Below are 21633 nucleotides of genomic sequence, written 5' to 3' on the forward strand. Positions count from 1 at the left end.
ATAGGAAACAGCCGACGCAACCTGATACGCAACGCTGGTAGGCTGCGACATTCATTGCGTGAAAATTGCGCTTTCCCGCTTTTTCTTCTGTCGCCGACGCCCTTTCGCCTGTCGCCTGCCCCCACATCCATCGTGCCGTCCCGAATTTCTCCCCTTCAAATCAGTGCCTACACGGCCACCTCGGCCGTCGGCGTCGGCAAGGAAGCGCACGCCGACGCACTCGCGCACTCGCGCAGCGGCCTGCGCGCCAACGACTTCGGCGAGGCACCGCTGCCGACCTGGATCGGCCGCGTCGACGGCCTGGAAGACGTCCGCCTGCCCGAATCGGCCGCGTTCTGGGACTGCCGCAACAACCGGCTGGCCTGGCTGGGCCTGCAGGCTGACGGCTTCCTCGAGGCGGTCGCGGCCGCGCGCCAGAAGTACGGTGCCACGCGCATCGCGCTGGTGCTCGGCACCTCCACGGCCAGCATCGGCGAGACGGAGCTGGCCTACACGCAGCTCGACGCCGACGGCAACTTTCCGCCGGACCAGCGCCGCGCGGCCGTCCACACGCCGCATTCGCTGGCCATGTTCGTGCAGCAGGTGCTGGGCATCGACGGCCCGAGCGAGACGATTTCCACCGCCTGCTCGTCCAGCGCCAAGGTGTTCGCCTCCGCCGAGCGCCTGATCCGCCTGGGCCTGGCCGACGCGGCCGTGGTCGGCGGCGCCGACACGCTGTGCGGCAGCGTGCTGTTCGGTTTCAACTCGCTGGAGCTGGTCTCCACCGAGCCCTGCCGCCCCTTCGACGCCGACCGCAAGGGCATCAGCCTGGGCGAGGCGGCGGGCTTCGCGCTGGTCGAGCGCGTGCAGGCCGGTGACAACGCCACGCAGCTGCTGGGCTACGGCGAAGCGAGCGACGCGCACCACATGTCGACGCCGCACCCCGAGGGCCTGGGCGCCGAGCGCGCACTCGACGACGCGCTGGCGCGCGCGGGCCTGTCGGCCGACGCCATCGACTACATCAACATGCACGGCACGGCGAGCCAGAAGAACGACGAGGTCGAGGGCGCGCTGGTGGCGCGCCGCTTCCCGGCGCGCACACACGCCAGCTCGACCAAGGGCTTCATGGGCCACACGCTGGGCGCCGCGGGCATCGTCGAAGCCGTGGTCTGTCTGCTGGCGATCGAGCGCGGCCTGATGCCGGGCACGGTCAACACACGCACGCTGGACGAAGGCTTCGGCCCGCAGATCAAGCTCGAACCTGCGACGGGCGAGGTGCGCTACGCGCTGTCCAATTCCTTCGGTTTCGGCGGCAACAACTGCGCGCTGGTCTTCGGCAAGGCGGTGAACGCATGAACACGCCTCCGACGCTCTACATCGAAGGCCCCGCCTTCTGGACCCCCACGCTGCCCGGCTGGGAGGCCGCCCGCGCGGCCTTCCGCGGCGAAGGCGCGCTGGCCGATCCGCCCGCCAAGCGGCCCTCGCCGCAGGTGCTGGCCCCGGCCGAGCGCCGCCGCGCGCCCGACACCGTGGCGCTGGCGCTCGAAGTGGCCGCCGCGGCCATCGCGGGCGCCGACCGCCCCGCGGCCGACGTGCCCTGCGTGTTCACGTCGGCGCACGGCGACCTGTCGATCAACGACTACATGTGCAGCACGCTCGCGGGCGACCCGAAGATGCTGTCGCCCACCAAGTTCCACAACTCGGTGCACAACGCGGCCGTGGGCTACTGGACCATCGGCACCGGCTGCATGGCGGCCAGCAACGCCGTCTCGGCCTACGGCCACAGCTTCGCCGCCGGCCTGCTCGAAGCGGCCGTGCAGTGCGCGGCCGACCAGACGCCGGTGCTGCTGGTGGGCTACGACGCCCCCACGGTCGGCGCGCTGGCCTCGGTGACCGACAGCCGCGGCCTGCTGGCCGTGGCGCTGGTGATCGCGCCCGAGCGCACGGCCCGCACCGTGGCCAGCCTCGACTGGTCGCTGGTCGGCGACGGTGCGGCGACCGCGCCGCGCTCGGCCGCCGCCGCCACGCTGAAGGACATCAACCCGATGGCCGACGCCCTGCCCCTGTTCGAGGCGCTGGCCCAGGCCCCGGGCAGCGCCGACGCGCCCATCGACCTGCCGCTGTCGGCCGCGCTGGCCCTGCGGCTGCGCCTGCAGGCCGCGGGCTGACCGGCCTGCGCCCGGGGGCGGCGGTGCGTGTTGACACACGCAACCGCGCCCCGGTACGTCATCATTGCCGCATGGCGCCCACGCAACCTGGGCGAGGCGCTATGTTTTTCGCAGCGATCCAGGTTGACAGGGCGATGCTGCGTTTACCCAACTTTACGGAGCGTTCAAGCCCGCTTGCTCCCGGTGAACGACCATGAAGCGCATGAGCACCCCCCAACTCCTGATGATCGAAGACGACGCCCGCCTGGCGCAGATGGTGGGCGAGTACCTGACGCAGTCGGGTTTCGCCTTCAACCACGCCGGCGACGGCGCCACCGGCCTGGAGCAGCTGCAGCAGCACGCGCCCGACCTGGTGATCCTCGACCTGATGCTGCCCGACACCGACGGTCTCGAGGTCTGCCGCCGCATCCGCGCCCTGCCCGGCCCGCTGGCCAAGGTGTCGGTGCTGATGCTCACGGCCAAGGGCGACCCCATGGACCGCATCATCGGCCTGGAGATCGGCGCCGACGACTACCTGCCCAAGCCCTTCGAGCCGCGCGAGCTGCTGGCGCGCATCCGCGCCGTGCTGCGCCGGCGAAGCGAGAACGCCACCGAGGCCGAAGCCTCCACGGTGATGCGCTTCGGCACGCTGGAGATCGACCGCAACGCGCGCACCGTGTCGGTGGCCGGCGCGCTGGCCGACCTCACCTCCTACCAGTTCGACCTGCTGGTGGCGATGGCCGAGCGCGCGGGCCGCGTGCTCACGCGCGACCAGATCATGGAAGCCGTGCGCGGCCGCGAGCTCGAAGCCTTCGACCGCTCGATCGACGTGCACATGGGCCGCATCCGCGCGGCCATCGAGGTCGACGCGAAGAACCCGAAGCGCATCCTGACGGTGCGCGGCGTGGGCTACGTGTTCGCCAAGCAGCAAGACTGACCTGACAGGACCGCCCCGCGATGCTGCGCAGCCTCTACCGCCGCCACCTCTACGTCCGCATCTGGCTCGCGGTGGTCGGCGGTGTGGTCATCCTCACGCTGATGGCCAACTGGATCGTGCGCGTGGCCGCCGAGGCCGAGCGCGAGCGCCTGGCGCCGGTGCCGCGCGAGGTGGTCGTGCTCGACAGCCAGGACCGCACCATCGGCACCGGCAAAGCCATGCGCGTGCCCGGCCAGGGCCTGGAGTTCGATGTGCAGCTGAGCGACGGCCGCGACATGACATTGCGCGTGGCGCCGCGCGAGCGCCCCACCGGCACCGGCGGCTTCGCGCCCTGGCGCACCCCGTTCGGGCTGGGCTGGATGATTGCGCTCGTGGGCGTGGCGGTGGCGCTGGGCGTCTACCCGATCGTGCGGCGCATCACCCAGCGGCTCGAGACCCTGCAGCGCGGCGTGCAGCGCTGGGGCGAGGGCGACCTCTCGGCGCGCGTGATCGAGGAAGGACAAGACGAAGTGGCCGATCTCTCCAAGCGATTCAATGCCTCCGCCGAACGCATCGAGCAGCTCGTGCGTTCCCACAAGTCGCTGCTGGCGAACGCCTCGCACGAGCTGCGCTCGCCGCTCACCCGCATCCGCATGGGCCTGGAGCTCATGGGCGACCAGCCCAGCCCGGCGGCGCGCGAGGAAATCTCGCGCAACATCGGCGAGCTCGACCAGCTCATCGACGAGATCCTCTTGGCCAGCCGGCTCGACGCCAGCGAGGCCGACATGGGCACCATCGAATCCGTCGACCTGACCGGCCTGGCGGCCGAAGAATGCGCGCAGGTGAACGCCGAGCTCGACCTGGCCGAAGGCACCGACAACGCCACACTCACCGTGCCAGGCGTGTCGCGCCTGCTGCGCCGCGCGATCCGCAACCTGCTCGAGAACGCCCGCCGCTACGGCGCCGGCGAGATCAGCGTCGAACTCGGCAGCGCCGGCGGCTACGCCACGGTGCGCGTCAACGACCGCGGGCCGGGCGTGCCGGCGACGCTGCGCGAACGCATCTTCGAACCCTTCTACCGCCTGCCGGGCGCCAGCGAGCGCAACGGCGGCGTCGGCCTGGGGCTGGCGCTGGTGAAGTCGATCGCCGAGCGCCACGGCGGATCGGTGCGCTGCGAAGACCGACCGGGTGGGGGCGCGAGCTTCGTGATCTGCCTGCCGGCCAAGGGCCCTGCCGCCGCAGCGCACTGAGCGCCTTCGGGTGCGCAAGGGCAAGTCAGGTTCGGCCGAGGGGCCGCACCTAAAATCCCGGCCCTATGCAGAGATCGCACATCGTTCGGCCCGCGGCCATGTTCTGGGGGCTGGTGGTGTTCATGCCGGTCGGCGTCACCTACCTGTCGGCCATCGTGCTGCTGCTTGCCCTGCTGGTGGGCGGCGGCTTGCGCGAGCGCTATGCGCGGCTGCGCGCCAACCCGCTGTGGTGGCCGGTGGTCGCCTACGTGGCGTGGACCTTCATCGTGCTGGCCGTGCGGCCGCACTACCCCGAGACCCCCTCCAACCTGTTCCACGGGCTGCGCATCGCCTTCACCTTCCTGATGGCGATGGCGCTCACGCGCGAGGAGGCGCTGTGGGCGCTGCGCGGCTTCCTCCTGATCGCGGCGCTCAACATCGTGCTCATCGTGCTGCACTACAGCCTGGGCTTTCCGGTGCCGGGCGCGCTGCGCGGCGTGGTGATGGAGGTGGGCAACAAGTCCATCAGCAACGCGCTGCTGTTCAGCATCGTCGCGGCCAGCGCGGCGGTCTACGGGCTGTCGCAGATCACGGGGCACCGGCCCCTGCGCGCACTGGCGGCCTTCGCGCTCGTGCTCGGGCTGGGCGCCGTGGTCGCGCTGCCGCTCACCTCGCGCACCTCGGTGCTCGCGCTGCTGCTGGTGATTCCGGTGGTCTGCCTGCACCAGTGGAAGAACCACCTGAAGGCGCTGTCGGCGGCGCTGATCCTGGGCGCGGTGGTGATCGGCGCAAGCCTGTACCAGCTGCCGCAGCTGCAGCAGAAGGTCGAGACCGGCATCGAGGAGCTCGAGAAGGCGCAGACCGGCGCCGTGTTCCACGGCAGCTGGATCATCCGCTACTACATGTACCGCGACACCGGCGCCATGATCGCCGACCAGCCCGTCGTGGGCTGGGGCATCGGCGGCTGGACCGACCAGTGGCACAAGCGCGGCCCGGCACTGTTCGCCGACTCCAACATGCCGCACAACGACTTCCTCTGGGTGGGCGCGCAAAGCGGCATCCCGGGCATCCTGAGCCTGCTGGCGATCATGCTCGTCGCAGTCTGGCAGGCCTGGCGCCGGCCCGACATCGCCGGCCGCTACGCGCTGGCCGCGACGCTCATCGCGCTCATCGCGTCGAGCGTGAACTCTGCCATGCGCGATGCGCAGATCGGGCTGGCCGTGCTGTGGATCGCGATGGTCTATCTGCGGCTGGCGCAGGAATCGCAGGACCCCGATCCGTGGCGCGGCCTGTGGCCGAGGGCCCGGCCAAGCTGAAACGAAAAAACCGGCCGCAAGGGCCGGTTTCTTTTTTCCGCCTGGCCGCTCAGTGGCGGCTGGACACGGTCTCGCCCGCCTTCAGGCGGTACACCGTGCCGCAGTACGGGCACTTGGCTTCGCCGGTGCGCGCCACGTCGAGGTAGACCTTCGGGTGGCTGTTCCAGAGCTTCATGTCGGCCTTGGGGCTGGGGCAGAACACGCCGCCCTGGTGGTTGAGCTCCGTCGCGAGGAGTTCGACGACTGCATTGGTGGACATGTTGTTCCTCAGACCTTCGTGAGCCAGTGGGCGTACTTGGGGTTCTTGCCGTTCACGATGTCGAAGAAGGCCGACTGGATCTTCTCGGTGACCGGGCCGCGCGCGCCGCCGTCGCCACGGTTGCCGATCTCGATGCGGTCGAGTTCGCGGATGGGCGTCACTTCAGCGGCCGTGCCGGTGAAGAAGGCTTCGTCGGCCACGTACACCTCGTCGCGCGTGATGCGCTTTTGCACCAGCTCGATCCCCAGGTCCTTGCAGATGTGCAGGATGGTGTTGCGCGTGATGCCGTTCAGGGCGCCAGCCGACAGGTCGGGCGTGTAGACCACGCCGCCCTTGACCACGAACACGTTCTCGCCCGCGCCTTCGGACACGAAGCCGCTCGCGTCGAGCAGCAGTGCTTCGTCGTAGCCGTCGTCCAGCGCTTCCATGTTGGCGAGGATCGAGTTGGTGTAGTTGCTCACCGTCTTGGCCTGCGTCATCGTGATGTTGACGTGGTGGCGGGTGTAGCTGGAGGTCTTCACGCGGATGCCGCGGCGCATGCCTTCTTCGCCGAGGTAGGCGCCCCACGACCAGGCCGCGACCATGGCGTGGATCTTGTTGCCCTTGGGGCTCACGCCCAGCTTCTCGGAGCCGATCCAGATCAGGGGGCGCAGGTAGCAGCTTTCGAGCTTGTTCTCGCGCACGACCTGCTTCTGGGCTTCGTTCAGCTGTTCCTGCGAGAACGGGATCTTCATGCGCAGGATCTTGGCGCTGTTGAACAGGCGCTCGGTGTGCTCGGCCAGGCGGAAGATGGCGGTGGCGCCGTCGGCCGTTTTGTAGGCGCGCACGCCCTCGAAGGCGCCGCAGCCGTAGTGCAGCGTGTGGCTCAGCACGTGGATCTTGGCGTCGCGCCAGTCCACGAGTTCGCCGTCCATCCAGATCTTGCCGTCACGGTCGTCCAGCGAGGGGGGGATCGAGCTCATTTCCTGATTCCTTTGGGAGCGGTGTGGGGGTGCGACCCACTGGGAAGTCGCAAAAGCTTTCGATTTTACGGCCGAGCCCGGAACCGGGTGCCCGACAATGGCCGGTTGTGCCAACCAGTGGAAAAAGGGTTCCCGTGTCCGTATTCAAGAACGTCATCGTCTATCGCATCGAACCTGCCTGGTCCCAATCACTGACCGAGGCAGAAGAAGGGCTGGCCAAGCAACGCTTCGTGCCTTGCGGCCCCTCGCAGGAAAAGTCCGCCGGCTGGGTCGAGCCGCGCGGCGAGGCCAACGGCCCGCTGGTGGAGTCCATCGACGGCCAGTGGCTGGTCGAGTACATGATCGAAAGCAAGCAGGTCCCCGGCTCCGTGGTGCGCCGCAAGCTCGACGAGCGCTGCGCCCACATCGAGACCACCACCGGCCGCAAGCCCGGCAAGAAGGAAAAGAAGGAGCTCAAGGAAGACATCACCCTCGAGCTGCTGCCCATGGCCTTCACGCGCAGCGCGCGCGTCACGGTGTGGATCGACAAGGCCGAGAACCGCCTCGTGATCAACTGCGGCAACGCCGCCCGCGCCGACGAAGTGGTCACCAGCCTCGTGAAGTCGCTCGACGGCTTTGCCGTGGCGCTGATCAACACGCAGATCGAGCCGGCCGCCGCCATGGCCAACTGGCTGCTGACGCAGGAGCCGCCGGCCGGCTTCAGCATCGACCGCGAGTGCGAGCTCAAGGCCTCCGACGACTCGAAGGCCGTGGTGCGCTACGCCAAGCACGCACTGGACATCGACGAGGTCAAGCAGCACATCACCGACGGCAAGCGCCCGACGCGCCTGGCGCTCACCTGGGACGACCGCGTGTCCTTCGAGCTCACGCACGGCCTGCTGATCCGCAAGATCACCTTCCTCGAAGGCACGGGCGACGGCGCGGCGGGTGGCAAGAAGGAAGACAACTTCGACGCCGACGTGGCCATTGCCACCGGCGAACTCGGCCAGCTGGTGCCGGCGCTGCTCGACGCGCTGGGCGGCGAGGCGGCGTTCTCGGCGGCACCGCCGGACGAGGCACCGAAGGCTGCGGCTACTGCACCCGCAGCGCAGGCCGACACGCCCGAAGAAGAAGACGCGCCGTTCTGACGTTCTGAGTCAGGCGAAGCGCCCGCGCCGCCTTCAGGCCGCGGGCGTTTCTTCGTCGGCCGACGCCTCGGGCCGCGTGAGCGTCCAGCTCTGCAGCTTGCCGCCGTTGAACACGGCATCGACGTAGGAACCGCCGGCATCGGTCCAGCGGTACAGCTCGGGCTGCTCGTTCTCGGGCGAGCGCTGCTCGCCGAGCGCGCGCGTCATCGCGATGACGTGCATGAGCGTCACGCCGGGCTTGAGCTTGGCATTCAGCATCACCGAGCTCGCCACCGTGCCGATGGGCCGGTCGGCGGCCCGCTTGAGCACCTGCATCGTGCGGTTGAAGTGCATCAGCAGGAACATCACGATCGCACCGCCGGCGAACGCCACGCCGCCCCATCCGTATTGGTGCCAGGACAGGCCGAGGAGAACGACGGCCCCCACGGGCACCAGCAATTTCTGGAAATTCATGGGGCGCATTGTCGCCGCCCGGTGGAAGGCCCCCGCAGGCCGAGGCAGTTGCCCCAGGGGTCGCGCACCTGCGCCATGTGCTCGTCGCCCTCGAGCCGCAAGGGGCCGCGGTACAGCGGCGCGCCGCACGATTGAAGGTGAGCCAGCGCCGCATCGAAGTCGGCCACGTTCCAGTACACGACCGAGCCCGAGGCACCGGCGCCGACCTTCGCGTCGGCCTGCACGAGTTCCAGCAGCACGCCGTGGACCGACAGGCACTCGAAGGCCGGCGAGCCGATCGACATCGGCACCGCATCGGGGAAGGCGTCGGCGTACCAGCGCAGTGCGGCGTTCACATCGGTGACGTGGACCATGACGGCGGCAATGGGCGGTGCGGTGGATTTCATTCGGCGACAGCGGGAAACGGCCCGCGATTGTGCGGCCCCGACCCCGCCGCAGTAGCCGCCGTGGCTACCGCCGGGCGCAGAAAGCGGTACTCCCGGCGAAAGGCGCACGATGCCGGGGCGGGTGCGGGCACATTTCGCCGCACGGGCATCTGCCCGGGCCACCGAGAAACGCATGAACATCCCGCGTTCCGTCACCTTCGTTCGACTCACCCTTGCCGCCGCACTCGCGGGCACCGTCCTCAGCGGTTGCTACGTGGTGCCGCTCGGTCAACCCGCTCCCGTCGCGCCGTCGCAGCAAAGCTACGCCGTGGCACCGGGGCCGGTGTCACAGACCTTCAGCGCGCGGCTCTATCCGTCGAACGCCGAAGCCGCGCGCTACGGCGCCGTCGGGGGCACGGTGACCAACGACATGAACGGCCGCGGCCACTTCAGCGCGCAGATCGGTGCCGAACAGTTTCAGGGAGAGGCGACCCGCGTGGCCGGCTCGCGCACCGCCGGGGTGGCGAACGCCACCGGCAGTCGCGGCGGCAACCTGAGTTGCCAGTACACGATGAACTCCGCCACCTTGGGCAGCGGCCAGTGCGTGCTCAACAACGGGCCGGCGTTCACGATGCACATCGGAAGCTAAGCAAGCAAAGAACACAGAAGGCCAGGGAGGCCAGGGAGGCCAGGGAGGCCAGGGAAGGTAGGGAGGGTAGGCCCGGCGCGTGTCCACCGCGCGCCGGGCGTTTTTTTGTCCGTCCTACCAGTTCACGAGCTGCCGCATCTTGCGCCGCAGCTCGCGTTCGCGCTTCTGCTCGGCGTTCCAGTCGTCGCGGATGGCCAGCGTGACCGACAGCGCCATCAGCAGGATCACGAACGCAAAGGGCAGCGCGAACACGATGGTCGCCGTCTGTATGGCCTTGATGCCGCCTGCGAACAGCAGGCTCAGCGCAATCGCCGCCACCAGCACGCCCCAGGTGATCTTCACGCGGGCCGGCGGGTTCGGGTTGCCCTTCGTGCTCATGATGCCCAGCACCAGCGTCGCGGAATCGCCCGAGGTCACGAAGAACACGAACACCAGCAGCGTGGCCACGATCGACAGCAGCCCGCCCATGGGCATGGCCTTGAACATCACGAACATGGTGGTCGACACGTCGGCCTTCACCGACTCGACCAGCGGCACGCCCTGGAAGATCTCGAAGTTGAGCGCCGCGCCGCCGAACACCGAGAACCACGCGAAGCCCACCAGCGTGGGTGCGATCACCGTGCCCAGGATGAACTGACGGATCGTGCGGCCGCGCGACACGCGTGCAATGAACAGGCCCACGAACGGCGACCACGCCAGCCACCAGGCCCAGTAGAAGAGCGTCCAGTCGGCCACCCACGAGCTGTTGCGGAACGGGTTCATGCGCAAGCTCATGCGCACGAACTCGGCGAGGTACGAACCCAGCGTGTTGGTGAAGGTCTCGACGATGGCGATGGTCGGCCCCACCACCAGCACCGTGAGGGCCAGCAGCGCGGCCAGCACCAGGTTGCCCATCGACAGCCACTTCACGCCGCGCTCGACGCCCGTGACCGCCGAGGTGATGAACAGCACCGTCGTCACCACGATGATCACCGCCTGCGTCCAGCGGCCGATGTCCGTGCCGAAGGCCGCGTGCAGCCCGCTGTTGATCTGCGTGGCGCCCATGCCCAGCGAGGCCGCGACGCCGAAGGCGGTGGCCACCACGGCCAGCACGTTGAAGGCCGGCGACAGCCGCTGCACGAAGCGCCACGGCAGCGCCTCGGTGGCCGAGCTGACCAGCGGCAACGCCTTGCGCCGGAAGCTGAAGAAGGCGATCGACAGGCCGACGATGCCGTAGATCGCCCAGGGGTGCAGCCCCCAGTGGAAGAAGGCGTAGCGCATGGCCACGCCGGCCGCATCGGGCGTGCCGGGGATCACACCCGGCGGCGGGTTCGCGTAGTGCGAGATCGGCTCGGCCACGCCCCAGAACACCAGGCCGATGCCCATGCCGGCCGCGAACAGCATCGCGAACCAGGCGCCGATGGAGAACTCGGGCTCGTCGTCCTCGTCGCCCAGCTTCAGGTCGCCGAAGCGGCTGAACGCCAGGAAGAAGGCCAGCACCACCAGCCCGAGCACCACCCACAGGTAGAACCAGCCGAAGTTGCGCGTGATGTCGGCGAGCGCGGTGCTGAACACGCGGTCGAGCGACGCAGGAGACACCAGCCCCCACAGCACGACCACGGCGATCAGCCCGGCGGAGACGATGAGTTGCATGGGGGGTCTCCTGGTGGGGATGTTGTCGTGCGGGTGCGCGTCAGTCGAGCCGTCGCACCACGTCCATCGCTTCCTCGATGCGGTCGACCGGATGGATGGTCAGGCCCTCGATTTCCTTCGTGCCCTTGCGCGGCGCGTTGGCCTTCGGCACCACGGCCACGCTGAAGCCCAGCTTGGCCGCTTCGCGCAGGCGCTCCTGGCCGCGCGGTGCGGGGCGCACCTCGCCGGCCAGGCCGACTTCGCCGAAGGCGATGAAGCCCTTGGGCAGCGGCTTGCCGCGCAGGCTCGAGGTGATGGCCAGCATCACGGCCAGGTCGGCCGCGGGCTCGCTGATGCGCACGCCGCCCACCGCGTTGACGAACACGTCCTGGTCCATGCAGGCCACGCCCGCGTGGCGGTGCAGCACGGCCAGCAGCATCGCGAGGCGGTCGCGGTCCAGGCCCACCGACAGCCGGCGCGGGCTCGGCCCGCCGTTGTCGACCAGCGCCTGGATTTCCACCAGCATCGGCCGCGTGCCTTCGAGCGTGACGAGCACCACGCTGCCGGGCACCGGCTCGGCATGCTGGCTCAGGAAGATCGCGCTCGGGTTGGTCACGCCCTTCAGGCCGCGCTCGGTCATGGCGAACACGCCGATCTCGTTCACCGCGCCGAAGCGGTTCTTGATGGCGCGCACGAGGCGAAAGCTCGAGTGCGTGTCGCCTTCGAAGTACAGCACCGTGTCGACCATGTGCTCGAGCACGCGCGGGCCGGCCAACGCGCCTTCTTTCGTGACGTGGCCCACCAGCACCACGGCCGTGCCGCTGGTCTTGGCGAAGCGCGTGAGGTGCGCCGCACATTCGCGCACCTGCGCCACCGAGCCGGGCGCGGAGGTGAGCTGGTCGGAGTACACGGTCTGGATGGAGTCGATCACCGCGATGGCCGGGCGCGTGGCGTCGAGCGTGGCGATGATCTTTTCGAGCTGGATCTCGGCCAGCACCTGCACCTGCGAGTGGTCGAGCCCGAGCCGCCGGGAGCGCAGCGCCACCTGCGAGCCGCTTTCCTCGCCGGTGACGTACAGCGCGTTCTGCCCCGCGCGCTGCAGCGCATCGACCGCCTGCAGCAGCAGCGTCGACTTGCCGATGCCCGGGTCGCCGCCGATCAGCGTGACGCCACCCGACACGATGCCGCCGCCGAGCACGCGGTCGAGCTCGTCGATGCCGGTGGGCGTGCGCGCGATATCGGTCGCTTCGATTTCCGACAGCGTGGCGAGTTCAGACGCGCCCGCGAGCGACGCGAACTGCGTGCCGAAGCGGTTGTTGGCCGGTCCGTTGGCCGCGCCGGCGACCTGTTCGATGAGTGTGTTCCATGCCCCGCAGCTCGGGCATTTGCCGAGCCACTTGGGGCTGGTGCCGCCGCATTCGCTGCAGACGAAAGTTGTTTTGTCCTTGGCCATGCAGCGAGTTTAGGGGGCGCGGTTCAGGCGATGGCGAATTCGCGCACCAGCAGGTCCGCGAACGCCGCCGCGGCCGGCGAGAGCGATCGGCCCTGCCGCGTCACGACCGCGATGTTGCGCGCCACCGTCGGGCGCATGAGCCGCCGCGCGACCAGCCGCGTGTGGTCGGCATGCGCGAGGATCGACGCCGGCAGCAGCGCCGGGCCGAGCCCGCTGGCCGCCATCGCGAGCGCCGTGGTCAAGAGCGTCACCTCGTAGGCGATGTCCAGCCGCACGCCGGCGGTTGCGGCGGCGATGTCGATGCTGCTGCGCACGCCGTACCCCGGCTTGACCGTGATCAGCGGATGGCCCGCGAGCTGCCGCCAGGTGATGCGGTCGGTGCCGGGCAGGCGCAGGTCGCGGTCGGCAATCACCGCGAGGTGGTCGTGCACGAACACGCGCTGGTCCAGCCCCGGCGTGCGCGCCTGCAGCGTGCCCACGCCGAAGTCGACCTGCTCGCCGAGCACCTTCTCCACGAACTGCCCGGGCGCGCAGTCTTCGATGGCCACCTTCACGTCAGGATGCAGGTCGAGGTAGCGGCGCAGGGCCTTGGGCATCAGCGTCTGCGCGATGGTGGACGTGGCCGCGATGCGCACGCGCCCGCGCCGGCCCGCCGCCAGCTCGGCCATGCCGGTGCCCAGCGCATCGAGTTCGGCCAGCACGCGCTCGGCATAGGCGATGGCCTCGTTCGCGGCCTCGGTGCGTTGCAGCGAACGCGTGGTGCGATCGAACAGGCGCACGCCGAGCCGCGCTTCGAGTTCGCGCAGCAGCACGCTGACGGCCGGCTGCGTCAGCGACAACGCAGCCGCCGCACTCGACAGCTGGCCGCTGTGGTACACGGCCGCGAACGCACGCAGTTGCCGCACAGAGGGCACGCCACGCATTGATAGTGGTTTTTTATGAATGGCCATGAAAGTTTCACTTTTTCCGCGAGCCGGTTCGGCACTGTAATGGCGCCTCACAAGAATCTGGAGACAAGCAACCCATGACCGAGCAACTGCAAGCCCAGGTGCTGATCGTCGGCGCCGGCCCCGTGGGGCTGACGCTGGCCATCGACCTGGCGCAACGCGGCATCGACGTGCTGATGACCGAGATCCGCCGCCGCGGCGAGCCACCCAACGTGAAGTGCAACCACGTGGCGGCGCGCTCGATGGAGGTGTTCCGCCGCCTGGGCGTGGCGCAGGCGCTGCGCGACGCGGGCCTGCCGGCGGACTACCCGAACGACGTGGCCTACCGCACGGCCGTGACGGGCATGGAGCTGTCGCGCATTCCGATCCCCGCGCGCCGCGAGCGCTACACCGCCACCGGCGGCCCCGACACCTGGTGGCCCACGGCGGAGCCGCCGCACCGCATCAACCAGATCTTTCTCGAGCCGGTGCTGTTCGCGCATGCCGAGGGCACGCCCGGCCTGCGCATCCGCAACCGCACGCGCATCGACGACTTCGAGCAGGACGACGAGGGCGTGTGGGCCACGGGCGTGGACCTGGACGACGGCCGCGCGGTGCGCATCCGCTGCCAGTACCTCGTCGGTTGCGACGGCAGCCGCTCGACGGTGCGCAAGAAGATCGGCGCCAGCCTGCACGGCACCGACGTGGTGGGCCGCGTGCAGTCGACGTACTTCCGCGCGCCCGCGCTGCTGGGCCTGCTGAAGCATCCGCCGGCCTGGGCCACCTTCGCGCTGAACCCGCGCCGCTGCGGCAACGTGTACGCCATCGACGGGCGCGAGACCTGGCTGCTGCACAACTACCTGCTGCCCGAGGAGACCGACTTCGATTCGATCGATCGCGACTGGGCGATCCGCCAGATCCTGGGCGTGGGCGAGGACTTCGAGTACGAAGTGATCTCCAACGAAGACTGGGTCGGGCGCCGGCTCGTGGCCGACCGCTTCCGCGACCGCCGCGTGTTCATCTGCGGCGACGCGGCGCACCTGTGGATTCCGATGGCGGGCTACGGCATGAACGCCGGCATCGCCGATGCCATGAACCTCTCGTGGCTGCTCGCGGGCCGGCTGCACGGCTGGCTGGCCGAGGGCGCGCTCGCGGCGCATGAGGCCGAGCGCCAGCCGATCACCGAGCAGGTGTCGCGGTTCGCGATGAACCACGCGCTCGCGCTGCAACGCCAGCGCGAAGGCGTGCCCGAGAACATCGAGGCGCCCGGGCCCGAGGGCGACGCGCTGCGCGCCGCGCGCGGCCAGGCGCTGTACGACCTGAACGTGCAGCAGTACTGCTGCGGTGGCCTCAACTTCGGCTACTTCTACGAGGGCTCGCCGCTCATCGCCTACGACGGCGAGGCCGCGCCCGCCTACACGATGTACGAGTTCACGCCTTCGACGGTTCCTGGCTGCCGCACGCCGCACCTGTGGCTGGACGACGGGCGCTCGCTGTACGACGCGATGGCGATGCCCGACGAGGGCTACACGCTGCTGCGCTTGGACCCCGCGATCGATGTCGCACCGCTCGAAGCCGCCGCCGCGGCGCGCGGCCTGCCGCTGCGCACGCTCGACATCCGCGCCTCGGCCGCCACCGCCGTGTACGACCGGCCGCTCGTCCTCTCGCGCCCCGACCAGCACGTGGCCTGGCGCGGACATGCCGTGCCGGCCGACGCGCTCGCCCTGGTCGACCTGCTGCGCGGCGCCGCCGTGGTGGCCGCACCGACATCCGAACAAGAAAGAGAGACAAGCCAATGAACCGTCGCCATGCCTTGCGCCATCTGGGCGCCCTGTCCGCCGCCGCCTGCGCCGCAGGTCCCGCCCTCGTGCGGGCACAAGGCGACAAGCCCATCACCATCGTCGTGCCCTACGCGCCCGGCGGCACGACCGACATGCTCGGGCGGCTCATCGCGCAGCAGCTGGGCACCGCGCTGGGCCGCACCGTGATCGTCGACAACCGGCCGGGCGCCGGCACCGCCATCGGCGCCTCGCAGGTGGCGCGCGCCGTGCCCGACGGCTCGACGCTGCTGGTCGCGACCAGCACCACGCTCGCCATCAATCCCTGGCTCTACAAGAAGCTCTCGTACGACCCCGCGAAAGACTTCGCGCCCGTCGGCCTCATCGGCGCAGTGCCGCTGATGGTGGTGGTGCACCCGTCGGTGCCGGCGACCACGCTGGCCGAGCTGGTGGCGCTCGTGAAGTCGCGGCCCGATGCGCTGAGCTACGGCTCCGCCGGCAACGGCAGCCCTCAGCACCTGGGCGCGGAGATGTTCAAGGTCGCGACCGCGGCGAACATGGTGCACGTGCCCTACAAGGGCAGCGCGCTCGCGCTGACCGACCTGCTCGGCGGCCAGCTGCAGCTCATGTTCACCGACATCGCACCGGCCCTGCAGCACGTGCGCAGCGGCAAGCTGCGCGCGCTGGCCGTGACCTCGCGCAAGCGCCAGCCGACCTTCCCCGCCGTGCCGACGGTGGCCGAGTCGGGCGTGGCGGGCACCGCCGATTTCGAGGCGGTGGCGTGGCAGAGCGTGGTCGCGCCCGCGGGCACGCCCAAGGCCTTCATCGACCGCTGCAGCCAGGAGATCGCCCGCCTCGTGGCGCAGCCCGCGCTGCGCCAGAAGCTCGAGAACGAGGGCTTCGAGCCGGCCGCGCCGGGGGCGCACGGCGCGGGCGCGCCGGAGCAATTGGCCGCCTACATCCGCAGCGAAACCGAACGCTGGGGCCGGGTGATCCGGGCCTCGGGCACGACGATCGACTGAGCGCCAACAAGCCCGCAAGGGTTATCCCGCAGGCGTGTTTTCTCGGCATTCATTTAACATGTTAAATAATTCTGAGAGGCACAGCTTTTGAGCACCACCTTCACGCACCGCAATTTGCCGCGCCTGCTGCTGCAGGCCCGCGAAGCCGTGATGGCCCACACGCGGCCCAGCCTGCGCGAGCACGCGCTGTCCGACCAGCAATGGCGCGTGCTGCGCGTGCTCGGCGAGCACGGCGCGGTCGACACCGGCCGCGTCGCGCGCGAGGCTTTCATCCTCGGCCCCAGCCTCACGGGCGTGCTCGCGCGCATGGAGCGCGACAACCTCATCACCCGCGCCCGCGACCCGGCCGACCAGCGCCGCACCGTGGTCGAGGCCACGCCGCACGGCATGAAGCTCGTGAAACGCCTGGGCACCAGCATCGAGGCGCACTACGACTGGATGGAGCAGTCGCTGGGCAAGGCCAAGCTGACGCAGCTCTACGGCCTGCTGGACGAACTGATCGCGCTGGAGCAACCCGAACCATGACCACCTCCTTTCTCCCCACCGGCACCGTGTACGGCACGCTGCTGAACTTCCGCGCCGAGGCCGCGGCGCTCGCGCCGCAGATGACCGAGGCGCCCTACAAGGCACCGCCGAAGGCGCCCGTGCTCTACGTGAAGACGGCCAACACCTGGAGCCCGCACGGCAGCACCGTCACCGTGCCCGCCGCGGTGTCCGACGTGGAAGTCGGCGCCAGCATCGGCATGGTGATCGGCGCCGAGGGCGACGTCGAAGGCTTCGTGCTGCTGAACGACCTGTCGATTCCGCATGCGAGCTTTTTCCGCCCGCCGGTGAAGTTCAAGTGCGTCGACGGCTTCCTGGGCATCGGCCCGGCGCTGCGCGACGCGCAGGAGGTGGCCGACCCGGCGCAGTTCCGCATCGAGGTGCGCATCAACGGCGAACTGAAGCAGTCGATCGACTTCTCGCAGCTCGTGCGCCCCGCGCCGCAGCTGCTGGCCGACGTGGGCGAGTTCATGACGCTGGCGCACGGCGACGTGCTGATGCTCGGCTGCGACCTGGGCCGTCCGCTGGCCCGCGCGGGCGACCGCATCGACATCTCCGCGCCGGGGTTCGAAACCCTGAGCAACACGCTGGTGAAGGAAGCAACGGCATGAAGCACGCACGCGTCATCTTCGAAGGCCGCGAGCACACCGGCACCGCGCACGAATTCAACGGCCAGGCCGACGCCGCCGTGCGGCTGGCCGACGGCCGCGTCGTGCCGCAGGAACAGCTCGTGTGGCTGCCGCCGCTCGCGCCCACGGCGCGCCCGCGCACCATCCTCGCGCTGGGCCTGAACTACGCCGACCACGCGAAAGAACTGGAGTTCAAGGCGCCCGAGGAACCGCTGGTGTTCGTCAAGGGCCAGAGCACGCTCATCGGTCACCGGCAGCTCACGCACCGCCCGGCCGACGTGAAGTTCATGCACTACGAGTGCGAACTCGCCATCGTGGTCGGCAAGACCGCGAAGCACGTGAAGCGCGACGACGCCTACGACGTCATCGGCGGCTACACGGTGGCCAACGACTACGCGATTCGCGACTACCTCGAGAACTGGTACCGCCCCAACCTGCGCGTGAAGAACCGCGACACCTGCACGCCGCTGGGGCCGTGGTTCGTCGATGCGGCCGACGTGGCCGACCCGATGGCGCTCGCGCTGCGCACCACGGTGAACGGCACCGTCACGCAGCAGGGCAACACGCGCGACATGATCTTCGACGCGCCCTTCCTCATCGAGTACTTCAGCCGCTTCATGACGCTGTCGCCGGGCGACCTGATCCTCACCGGCACGCCCGACGGCGTGGTCGATTGCCAGCCGGGCGACGTGGTCGTGACCGAGATCGACGGCATCGGCGCGCTGGTCAACACCATCGCCGCGCGCTGATCGACTGCGCCACCCCCTTTCAAAAAAACGGAGACACACCGCCATGACGACCGCCAGAACCCGGACTTTCCGCCTTGCTGCCGCCTTCGTGGTGGCCAGCGCCGCCACGCTGCTGCTCGCACCGACCGCCACCGCGCAGACCGCCTCGGCCTACCCGACCAAGCCCGTGCGCTGGGTCGTGGGCTACCCGGCCGGCGGCGGCACCGACTACCTCGCGCGCACGGCCGGCGCGCAGCTCTCGCAGCAGCTCGCGCAGCCCGTCACGGTCGACAACCGTCCCGGCGCGGGCGCGATCATCGCGTCGGAAAACGTGGCGCGTTCGCCGGGCGACGGCTACACCGTGTTCTCGGCCGACAACGGCGTGCTGGTCTACAACCCCGCGCTCTACAAGAAGCTGCCCTACGACGCCGAGAAAGACTTCGCGCTGCTCGGCATGATGGGCCGCTCGCCGCTCATCATCACCGCCGCGCCGGGCGCGGGCTTCAGCGACGCCAAGGCGCTCATCGCGGCGCTCAAGGCCTCGCCGGGCAAGTACAGCATCGCCACGCCGGGCACCGGCAGCCCGCACCACCTGGCCTACGAGCTGTTCCAGCGCGAGGCCGGCGTGTCGCTGCTGCACATTCCCTACAAGGGCGGCGCGCCCGCGCTGCAGGACCTCATGGGCAACCAGGTGCCGCTGATGATGCTCGACCTGCCCAGCGGCATCAGCGCCGTGAAGGCCGGCAAGGTCATTCCGCTGCTGGCCATGTCGACCGAGCGCGTGCCGCAGCTGCCCCAGCTGCCGACGGCCAAGGAGCTCGGCTACGCCGTCGAGGCCTACACCTGGCAGGGGCTGGTGGCACCGGCCGCCACGCCCAAGGACATCCAGGCGCGCCTGGGCGCCGACCTGCTGAAAAGCATGAACGACACCGGCGTGAAGCAGAAGCTCTACGACGCCGGCTGGGAAGCCCGCCCCACGGACGCCGCCGAGATGGCCCGCTTCGTGGACACCGAACGCAAGAAGTGGCACGCGCTGATCAAGGCGCGCGACATCAAGCTCGACTGACGACACACCGCCGCAAGGCCGCAACACCTTCACGCCCATGCAACAGATCCATCACCTCATCGACGGCAAGCCAGTCCAAGGCGCCGACTACTTCGAAACCGTCAACCCCGCCACGCAGGAAGTGCTGGCCGAAGTCGCCTCGGGCGGCGAGGCCGAAGTGAACGCCGCCGTGGCCGCCGCCAAGGCCGCCTTCCCCAAGTGGGCCGGCCTGCCCGCGCCCGAGCGCGCCAAGCTCATCCGCAAGCTCGGCGACCTGATCGCCAAGCACGTGCCCGAGATCGCGCAGACCGAGACCAACGACTGCGGCCAGGTGATCGCGCAGACCGGCAAGCAGCTCATTCCGCGCGCGGCCGATAACTTCTACTACTTCGCCGAGATGTGCACGCGCGTCGACGGCCACACCTACCCCACGCCCACGCACCTGAACTACACGCTGTTCCATCCGGTGGGCGTGTGCGCGCTCATCAGCCCGTGGAACGTGCCCTTCATGACCGCCACCTGGAAGGTCGCGCCCTGCCTGGCCTTCGGCAACACGGCCGTGCTGAAGATGAGCGAGCTGTCGCCGCTCACGGCCGCGCGCCTGGGCGAGCTGGCGCTCGAGGCCGGCATTCCGGCCGGCGTGCTGAACCTGGTGCACGGCTACGGCAAGGAAGCCGGCGAACCGCTGGTGGCGCACCCCGACGTGCGCGCGATTTCGTTCACCGGCTCCACTGCCACGGGCAACCGCATCGTGAAGAGCGCGGGCCTGAAGAAGTTCAGCATGGAACTGGGCGGCAAGAGCCCGTTCGTGATCTTCGAGGACGCCGACCTCGACCGCGCGCTCGACGCGGCCGTATTCATGATCTTCAGCAACAACGGCGAGCGCTGCACGGCCGGCTCGCGCATCCTGGTGCAGCAGTCGATCTACGCCGACTTCGCCGCGAAGTTCGCCGAGCGCGCCAGGCGCATCACCGTGGGCGACCCGCTCGACGAGAAGACCATCGTCGGCCCCATGATTTCGCAGGCCCACCTGGCCAAGGTGCGCAGCTACATCGAGCTGGGCCCGAAGGAAGGCGCGACGCTGCTCTGCGGCGGGCTCGATGCGCCGTCAAACCTGCCCGACCGCGTGAAGAAGGGCAACTACGTGATGCCCACCGTGTTCGCCGACGTCGACAACCGCATGAAGATCGCGCAGGACGAGATCTTCGGCCCGGTCGCCTGCCTGATCCCGTTCAAGGACGAGGCGCACGCCATCGAACTGGCCAACGACATTGCCTACGGCCTGAGCAGCTACGTGTGGACCGAGAACATCGGCAAGGCCCACCGCGTGGCCGCCGCCGTGGAAGCCGGCATGTGCTTCGTCAACAGCCAGAACGTGCGTGACCTGCGCCAGCCCTTCGGCGGCACCAAGGCCTCGGGCACGGGCCGCGAAGGCGGCACCTGGAGCTACGAAGTGTTCTGCGAGCCGAAGAACATCGCGGTGTCGATGGGCTCGCACCACATTCCGCACTGGGGCGTGGCGTGAACACGCAACGCCGCACGCTGCTGCAGGGCGCCGCCGCATTCGCGGCCCTGCCCTCGCTGGCGCGCGCGCAAGCGGCGTGGCCCGCCAAGGCGGTGCGCATCGTCGTGCCCTTCACGCCCGGCGGCACCACCGACTTCGTCGCGCGTCTCGTCGGCCTCGAACTCGGCAAGGCGCTGGGCCAGCCGGTGATCGTCGAGAACAAGCCCGGCGCCGGCACGGTGATCGGCGTCGATGCGGTCGCCAAGTCGGCGCCCGACGGCTACAGCTTCGTGTGCGTGGCCAACAGCTTCACGGCCAACCCCACGCTGGTGCGCAAGCTGCCCTACGACACACTGAAAGACCTGCGCCCGGTCGCGCTCATGGGCATGTCGGAGCACGTGCTCGCCACGCACCCGGGCAGCGGCCTGAAGACGCTGGCCGACCTGCGCAACCAGGCCAAGGCGAAGCCCGGCACGCTGAGCTTCGCCTCCTTCGGCAACGGCACCTCGGCCCACCTATCGGGCGAGATGCTCAAGCTGCAGATGGGCCTGGACATCGTGCACGTGCCCTACAAGGGCCAGGGCCCGGCGCTGGCCGACCTGCTCGGCGGCCAGGTGACCGTGATGTTCGGCAACTGGCCCGAGTTCCGCGGCCATGTGCAGGCCGGCAAGCTGGTGGCGCTGGGCATGGCGACCGCGCAGCGCTCGCAGTACGCGCCCGCGATACCCACACTGGCCGAACAGGGCGTGGCCATCGAGTCCAATTCGTGGAACGGCCTGCTGGCCCCGGCCGGCACGCCGGACGCCATCGTGCAACGCGTGAACGCCGAAGTGAACCGCGCCCTGGCATCGCCGGCCGTGACCGAGGCCTTCCACAAGGGCGGCATCGCGTCGCTGTCGGGCACGCCCGAGCGCTTTGCCGAGTTCATTCGCAGCGAGATCGCGAAGTACGGCGACGTGATCCGCAAGGCCAACATCCAGATCGAGGGCTGA

Annotated in this window: 22 protein-coding genes; 15 read left to right on the forward strand and 7 right to left on the reverse strand. The window is 69.6% G+C overall.

Going from position 1 to position 21633, the window contains the following annotated elements; genetic code table 11:
• Positions 1-132 precede the first annotated feature (132 nt).
• The 5 genes from ACAM52_RS26890 to ACAM52_RS26910 all read left to right on the forward strand — a co-directional run bounded on the left by ACAM52_RS26890 (position 133) and on the right by ACAM52_RS26910 (position 5587).
• Positions 133-1335 (forward strand): beta-ketoacyl-[acyl-carrier-protein] synthase family protein, encoded by a 1203-nt coding sequence (locus ACAM52_RS26890; RefSeq protein ID WP_369645054.1) that lies wholly within the window; start codon positions 133-135, stop codon positions 1333-1335.
• A complete protein-coding gene (locus ACAM52_RS26895) occupies positions 1332-2147 on the forward strand; it encodes a beta-ketoacyl synthase chain length factor (RefSeq protein ID WP_369645055.1) in 816 nt (271 codons plus the stop codon). Before ACAM52_RS26890 ends, ACAM52_RS26895 begins: the two co-directional genes overlap by 4 nt.
• 193 nt (positions 2148-2340) lie before the next feature.
• Positions 2341-3063, forward strand: coding sequence for a response regulator transcription factor (locus tag ACAM52_RS26900; RefSeq protein WP_062476797.1), 723 nt, complete (start codon positions 2341-2343; stop codon positions 3061-3063).
• A 20-nt stretch (positions 3064-3083) separates the two neighbouring features.
• The gene (locus tag ACAM52_RS26905; RefSeq protein WP_369645056.1) at positions 3084-4292 is read left to right on the forward strand and encodes an ATP-binding protein; all 1209 of its coding nucleotides are present in this window, start codon (positions 3084-3086) and stop codon (positions 4290-4292) included.
• A gap of 65 nt (positions 4293-4357) precedes the next feature.
• Entirely contained in the window at positions 4358-5587 is a 1230-nt protein-coding gene (locus tag ACAM52_RS26910; protein ID WP_369645057.1) for an O-antigen ligase family protein, read from the forward strand.
• A gap of 49 nt (positions 5588-5636) precedes the next feature.
• Here ACAM52_RS26910 and ACAM52_RS26915 read toward each other — a convergent pair whose 3' ends face one another.
• Together ACAM52_RS26915 and ACAM52_RS26920 are read right to left on the reverse strand one after the other, a co-directional pair.
• Positions 5637-5846, reverse strand: a complete 210-nt coding sequence (locus tag ACAM52_RS26915; protein ID WP_369645058.1) for a zinc-finger domain-containing protein — start codon at positions 5844-5846, stop codon at positions 5637-5639.
• An 8-nt stretch (positions 5847-5854) separates the two neighbouring features.
• Positions 5855-6808, reverse strand: a complete 954-nt coding sequence (locus ACAM52_RS26920; protein ID WP_095949799.1) for a branched-chain amino acid transaminase — start codon at positions 6806-6808, stop codon at positions 5855-5857.
• Positions 6809-6942: 134 nt separating this feature from the next.
• Between ACAM52_RS26920 and ACAM52_RS26925 the strand changes: the two genes are divergently transcribed.
• Positions 6943-7935, forward strand: coding sequence for a recombination-associated protein RdgC (locus ACAM52_RS26925; protein ID WP_095949800.1), 993 nt, complete (start codon positions 6943-6945; stop codon positions 7933-7935).
• 33 nt (positions 7936-7968) lie between these two features.
• On the opposite strand, the gene ACAM52_RS26930 is transcribed toward ACAM52_RS26925, so the two are convergent.
• Together ACAM52_RS26930 and ACAM52_RS26935 are read right to left on the reverse strand one after the other, a co-directional pair.
• Positions 7969-8397, reverse strand: a complete 429-nt coding sequence (locus ACAM52_RS26930; RefSeq protein ID WP_095743211.1) for a glycerate kinase — start codon at positions 8395-8397, stop codon at positions 7969-7971.
• A complete protein-coding gene (locus ACAM52_RS26935) occupies positions 8385-8774 on the reverse strand; it encodes a VOC family protein (protein ID WP_369645059.1) in 390 nt (129 codons plus the stop codon). The genes ACAM52_RS26930 and ACAM52_RS26935 overlap by 13 nt, the downstream gene beginning before the upstream one ends.
• 172 nt (positions 8775-8946) lie before the next feature.
• On the opposite strand from ACAM52_RS26935, the gene ACAM52_RS26940 reads away from it, so the two are divergent.
• Positions 8947-9402, forward strand: a complete 456-nt coding sequence (locus tag ACAM52_RS26940) for a hypothetical protein (protein WP_062476817.1) — start codon at positions 8947-8949, stop codon at positions 9400-9402.
• 114 nt (positions 9403-9516) lie between these two features.
• On the opposite strand, the gene ACAM52_RS26945 is transcribed toward ACAM52_RS26940, so the two are convergent.
• From ACAM52_RS26945 to ACAM52_RS26955, 3 genes are read right to left on the reverse strand one after another with little or no spacing between them, the layout of a single operon-like run.
• Complete coding sequence (locus ACAM52_RS26945; protein ID WP_354345277.1) at positions 9517-11034, reverse strand: BCCT family transporter; 1518 nt, start codon at positions 11032-11034, stop codon at positions 9517-9519.
• A 40-nt stretch (positions 11035-11074) separates the two neighbouring features.
• Entirely contained in the window at positions 11075-12466 is a 1392-nt protein-coding gene (gene radA, locus ACAM52_RS26950; protein WP_307696501.1) for a DNA repair protein RadA, read from the reverse strand.
• 23 nt (positions 12467-12489) lie between these two features.
• Positions 12490-13389, reverse strand: a complete 900-nt coding sequence (locus tag ACAM52_RS26955) for a LysR family transcriptional regulator (RefSeq protein WP_235944202.1) — start codon at positions 13387-13389, stop codon at positions 12490-12492.
• Between the two features lie 101 nt (positions 13390-13490).
• On the opposite strand from ACAM52_RS26955, the gene ACAM52_RS26960 reads away from it, so the two are divergent.
• The 8 genes from ACAM52_RS26960 to ACAM52_RS26995 all read left to right on the forward strand — a co-directional run bounded on the left by ACAM52_RS26960 (position 13491) and on the right by ACAM52_RS26995 (position 21633).
• The gene (locus tag ACAM52_RS26960) at positions 13491-15191 is read left to right on the forward strand and encodes an FAD-dependent oxidoreductase (protein ID WP_369645060.1); all 1701 of its coding nucleotides are present in this window, start codon (positions 13491-13493) and stop codon (positions 15189-15191) included.
• Positions 15188-16192 carry a Bug family tripartite tricarboxylate transporter substrate binding protein gene (locus tag ACAM52_RS26965; protein WP_369645061.1) on the forward strand — a complete coding sequence of 335 codons (1005 nt, stop codon included), beginning with the start codon at positions 15188-15190 and terminating at the stop codon, positions 16190-16192. Before ACAM52_RS26960 ends, ACAM52_RS26965 begins: the two co-directional genes overlap by 4 nt.
• 87 nt (positions 16193-16279) lie before the next feature.
• The gene (gene hpaR / locus ACAM52_RS26970) at positions 16280-16717 is read left to right on the forward strand and encodes a homoprotocatechuate degradation operon regulator HpaR (RefSeq protein WP_056583837.1); all 438 of its coding nucleotides are present in this window, start codon (positions 16280-16282) and stop codon (positions 16715-16717) included.
• Complete coding sequence (locus ACAM52_RS26975) at positions 16714-17346, forward strand: fumarylacetoacetate hydrolase family protein (RefSeq protein WP_369645062.1); 633 nt, start codon at positions 16714-16716, stop codon at positions 17344-17346. The genes hpaR and ACAM52_RS26975 overlap by 4 nt, the downstream gene beginning before the upstream one ends.
• On the forward strand, positions 17343-18113 hold the full coding sequence (locus tag ACAM52_RS26980) for a fumarylacetoacetate hydrolase family protein (RefSeq protein ID WP_369645063.1): 771 nt from the start codon (positions 17343-17345) through the stop codon (positions 18111-18113). The genes ACAM52_RS26975 and ACAM52_RS26980 overlap by 4 nt, the downstream gene beginning before the upstream one ends.
• A gap of 43 nt (positions 18114-18156) precedes the next feature.
• Positions 18157-19158 carry a Bug family tripartite tricarboxylate transporter substrate binding protein gene (locus ACAM52_RS26985; protein ID WP_369645064.1) on the forward strand — a complete coding sequence of 334 codons (1002 nt, stop codon included), beginning with the start codon at positions 18157-18159 and terminating at the stop codon, positions 19156-19158.
• A 37-nt stretch (positions 19159-19195) separates the two neighbouring features.
• Positions 19196-20662 (forward strand): 5-carboxymethyl-2-hydroxymuconate semialdehyde dehydrogenase, encoded by a 1467-nt coding sequence (hpaE, locus tag ACAM52_RS26990; RefSeq protein ID WP_369645065.1) that lies wholly within the window; start codon positions 19196-19198, stop codon positions 20660-20662.
• Positions 20659-21633 (forward strand): Bug family tripartite tricarboxylate transporter substrate binding protein, encoded by a 975-nt coding sequence (locus tag ACAM52_RS26995; RefSeq protein WP_369645066.1) that lies wholly within the window; start codon positions 20659-20661, stop codon positions 21631-21633. Before hpaE ends, ACAM52_RS26995 begins: the two co-directional genes overlap by 4 nt.

Source organism: Variovorax sp. V118 (assembly GCF_041154445.1).
Taxonomy (GTDB): domain Bacteria; phylum Pseudomonadota; class Gammaproteobacteria; order Burkholderiales; family Burkholderiaceae_C; genus Variovorax; species Variovorax boronicumulans.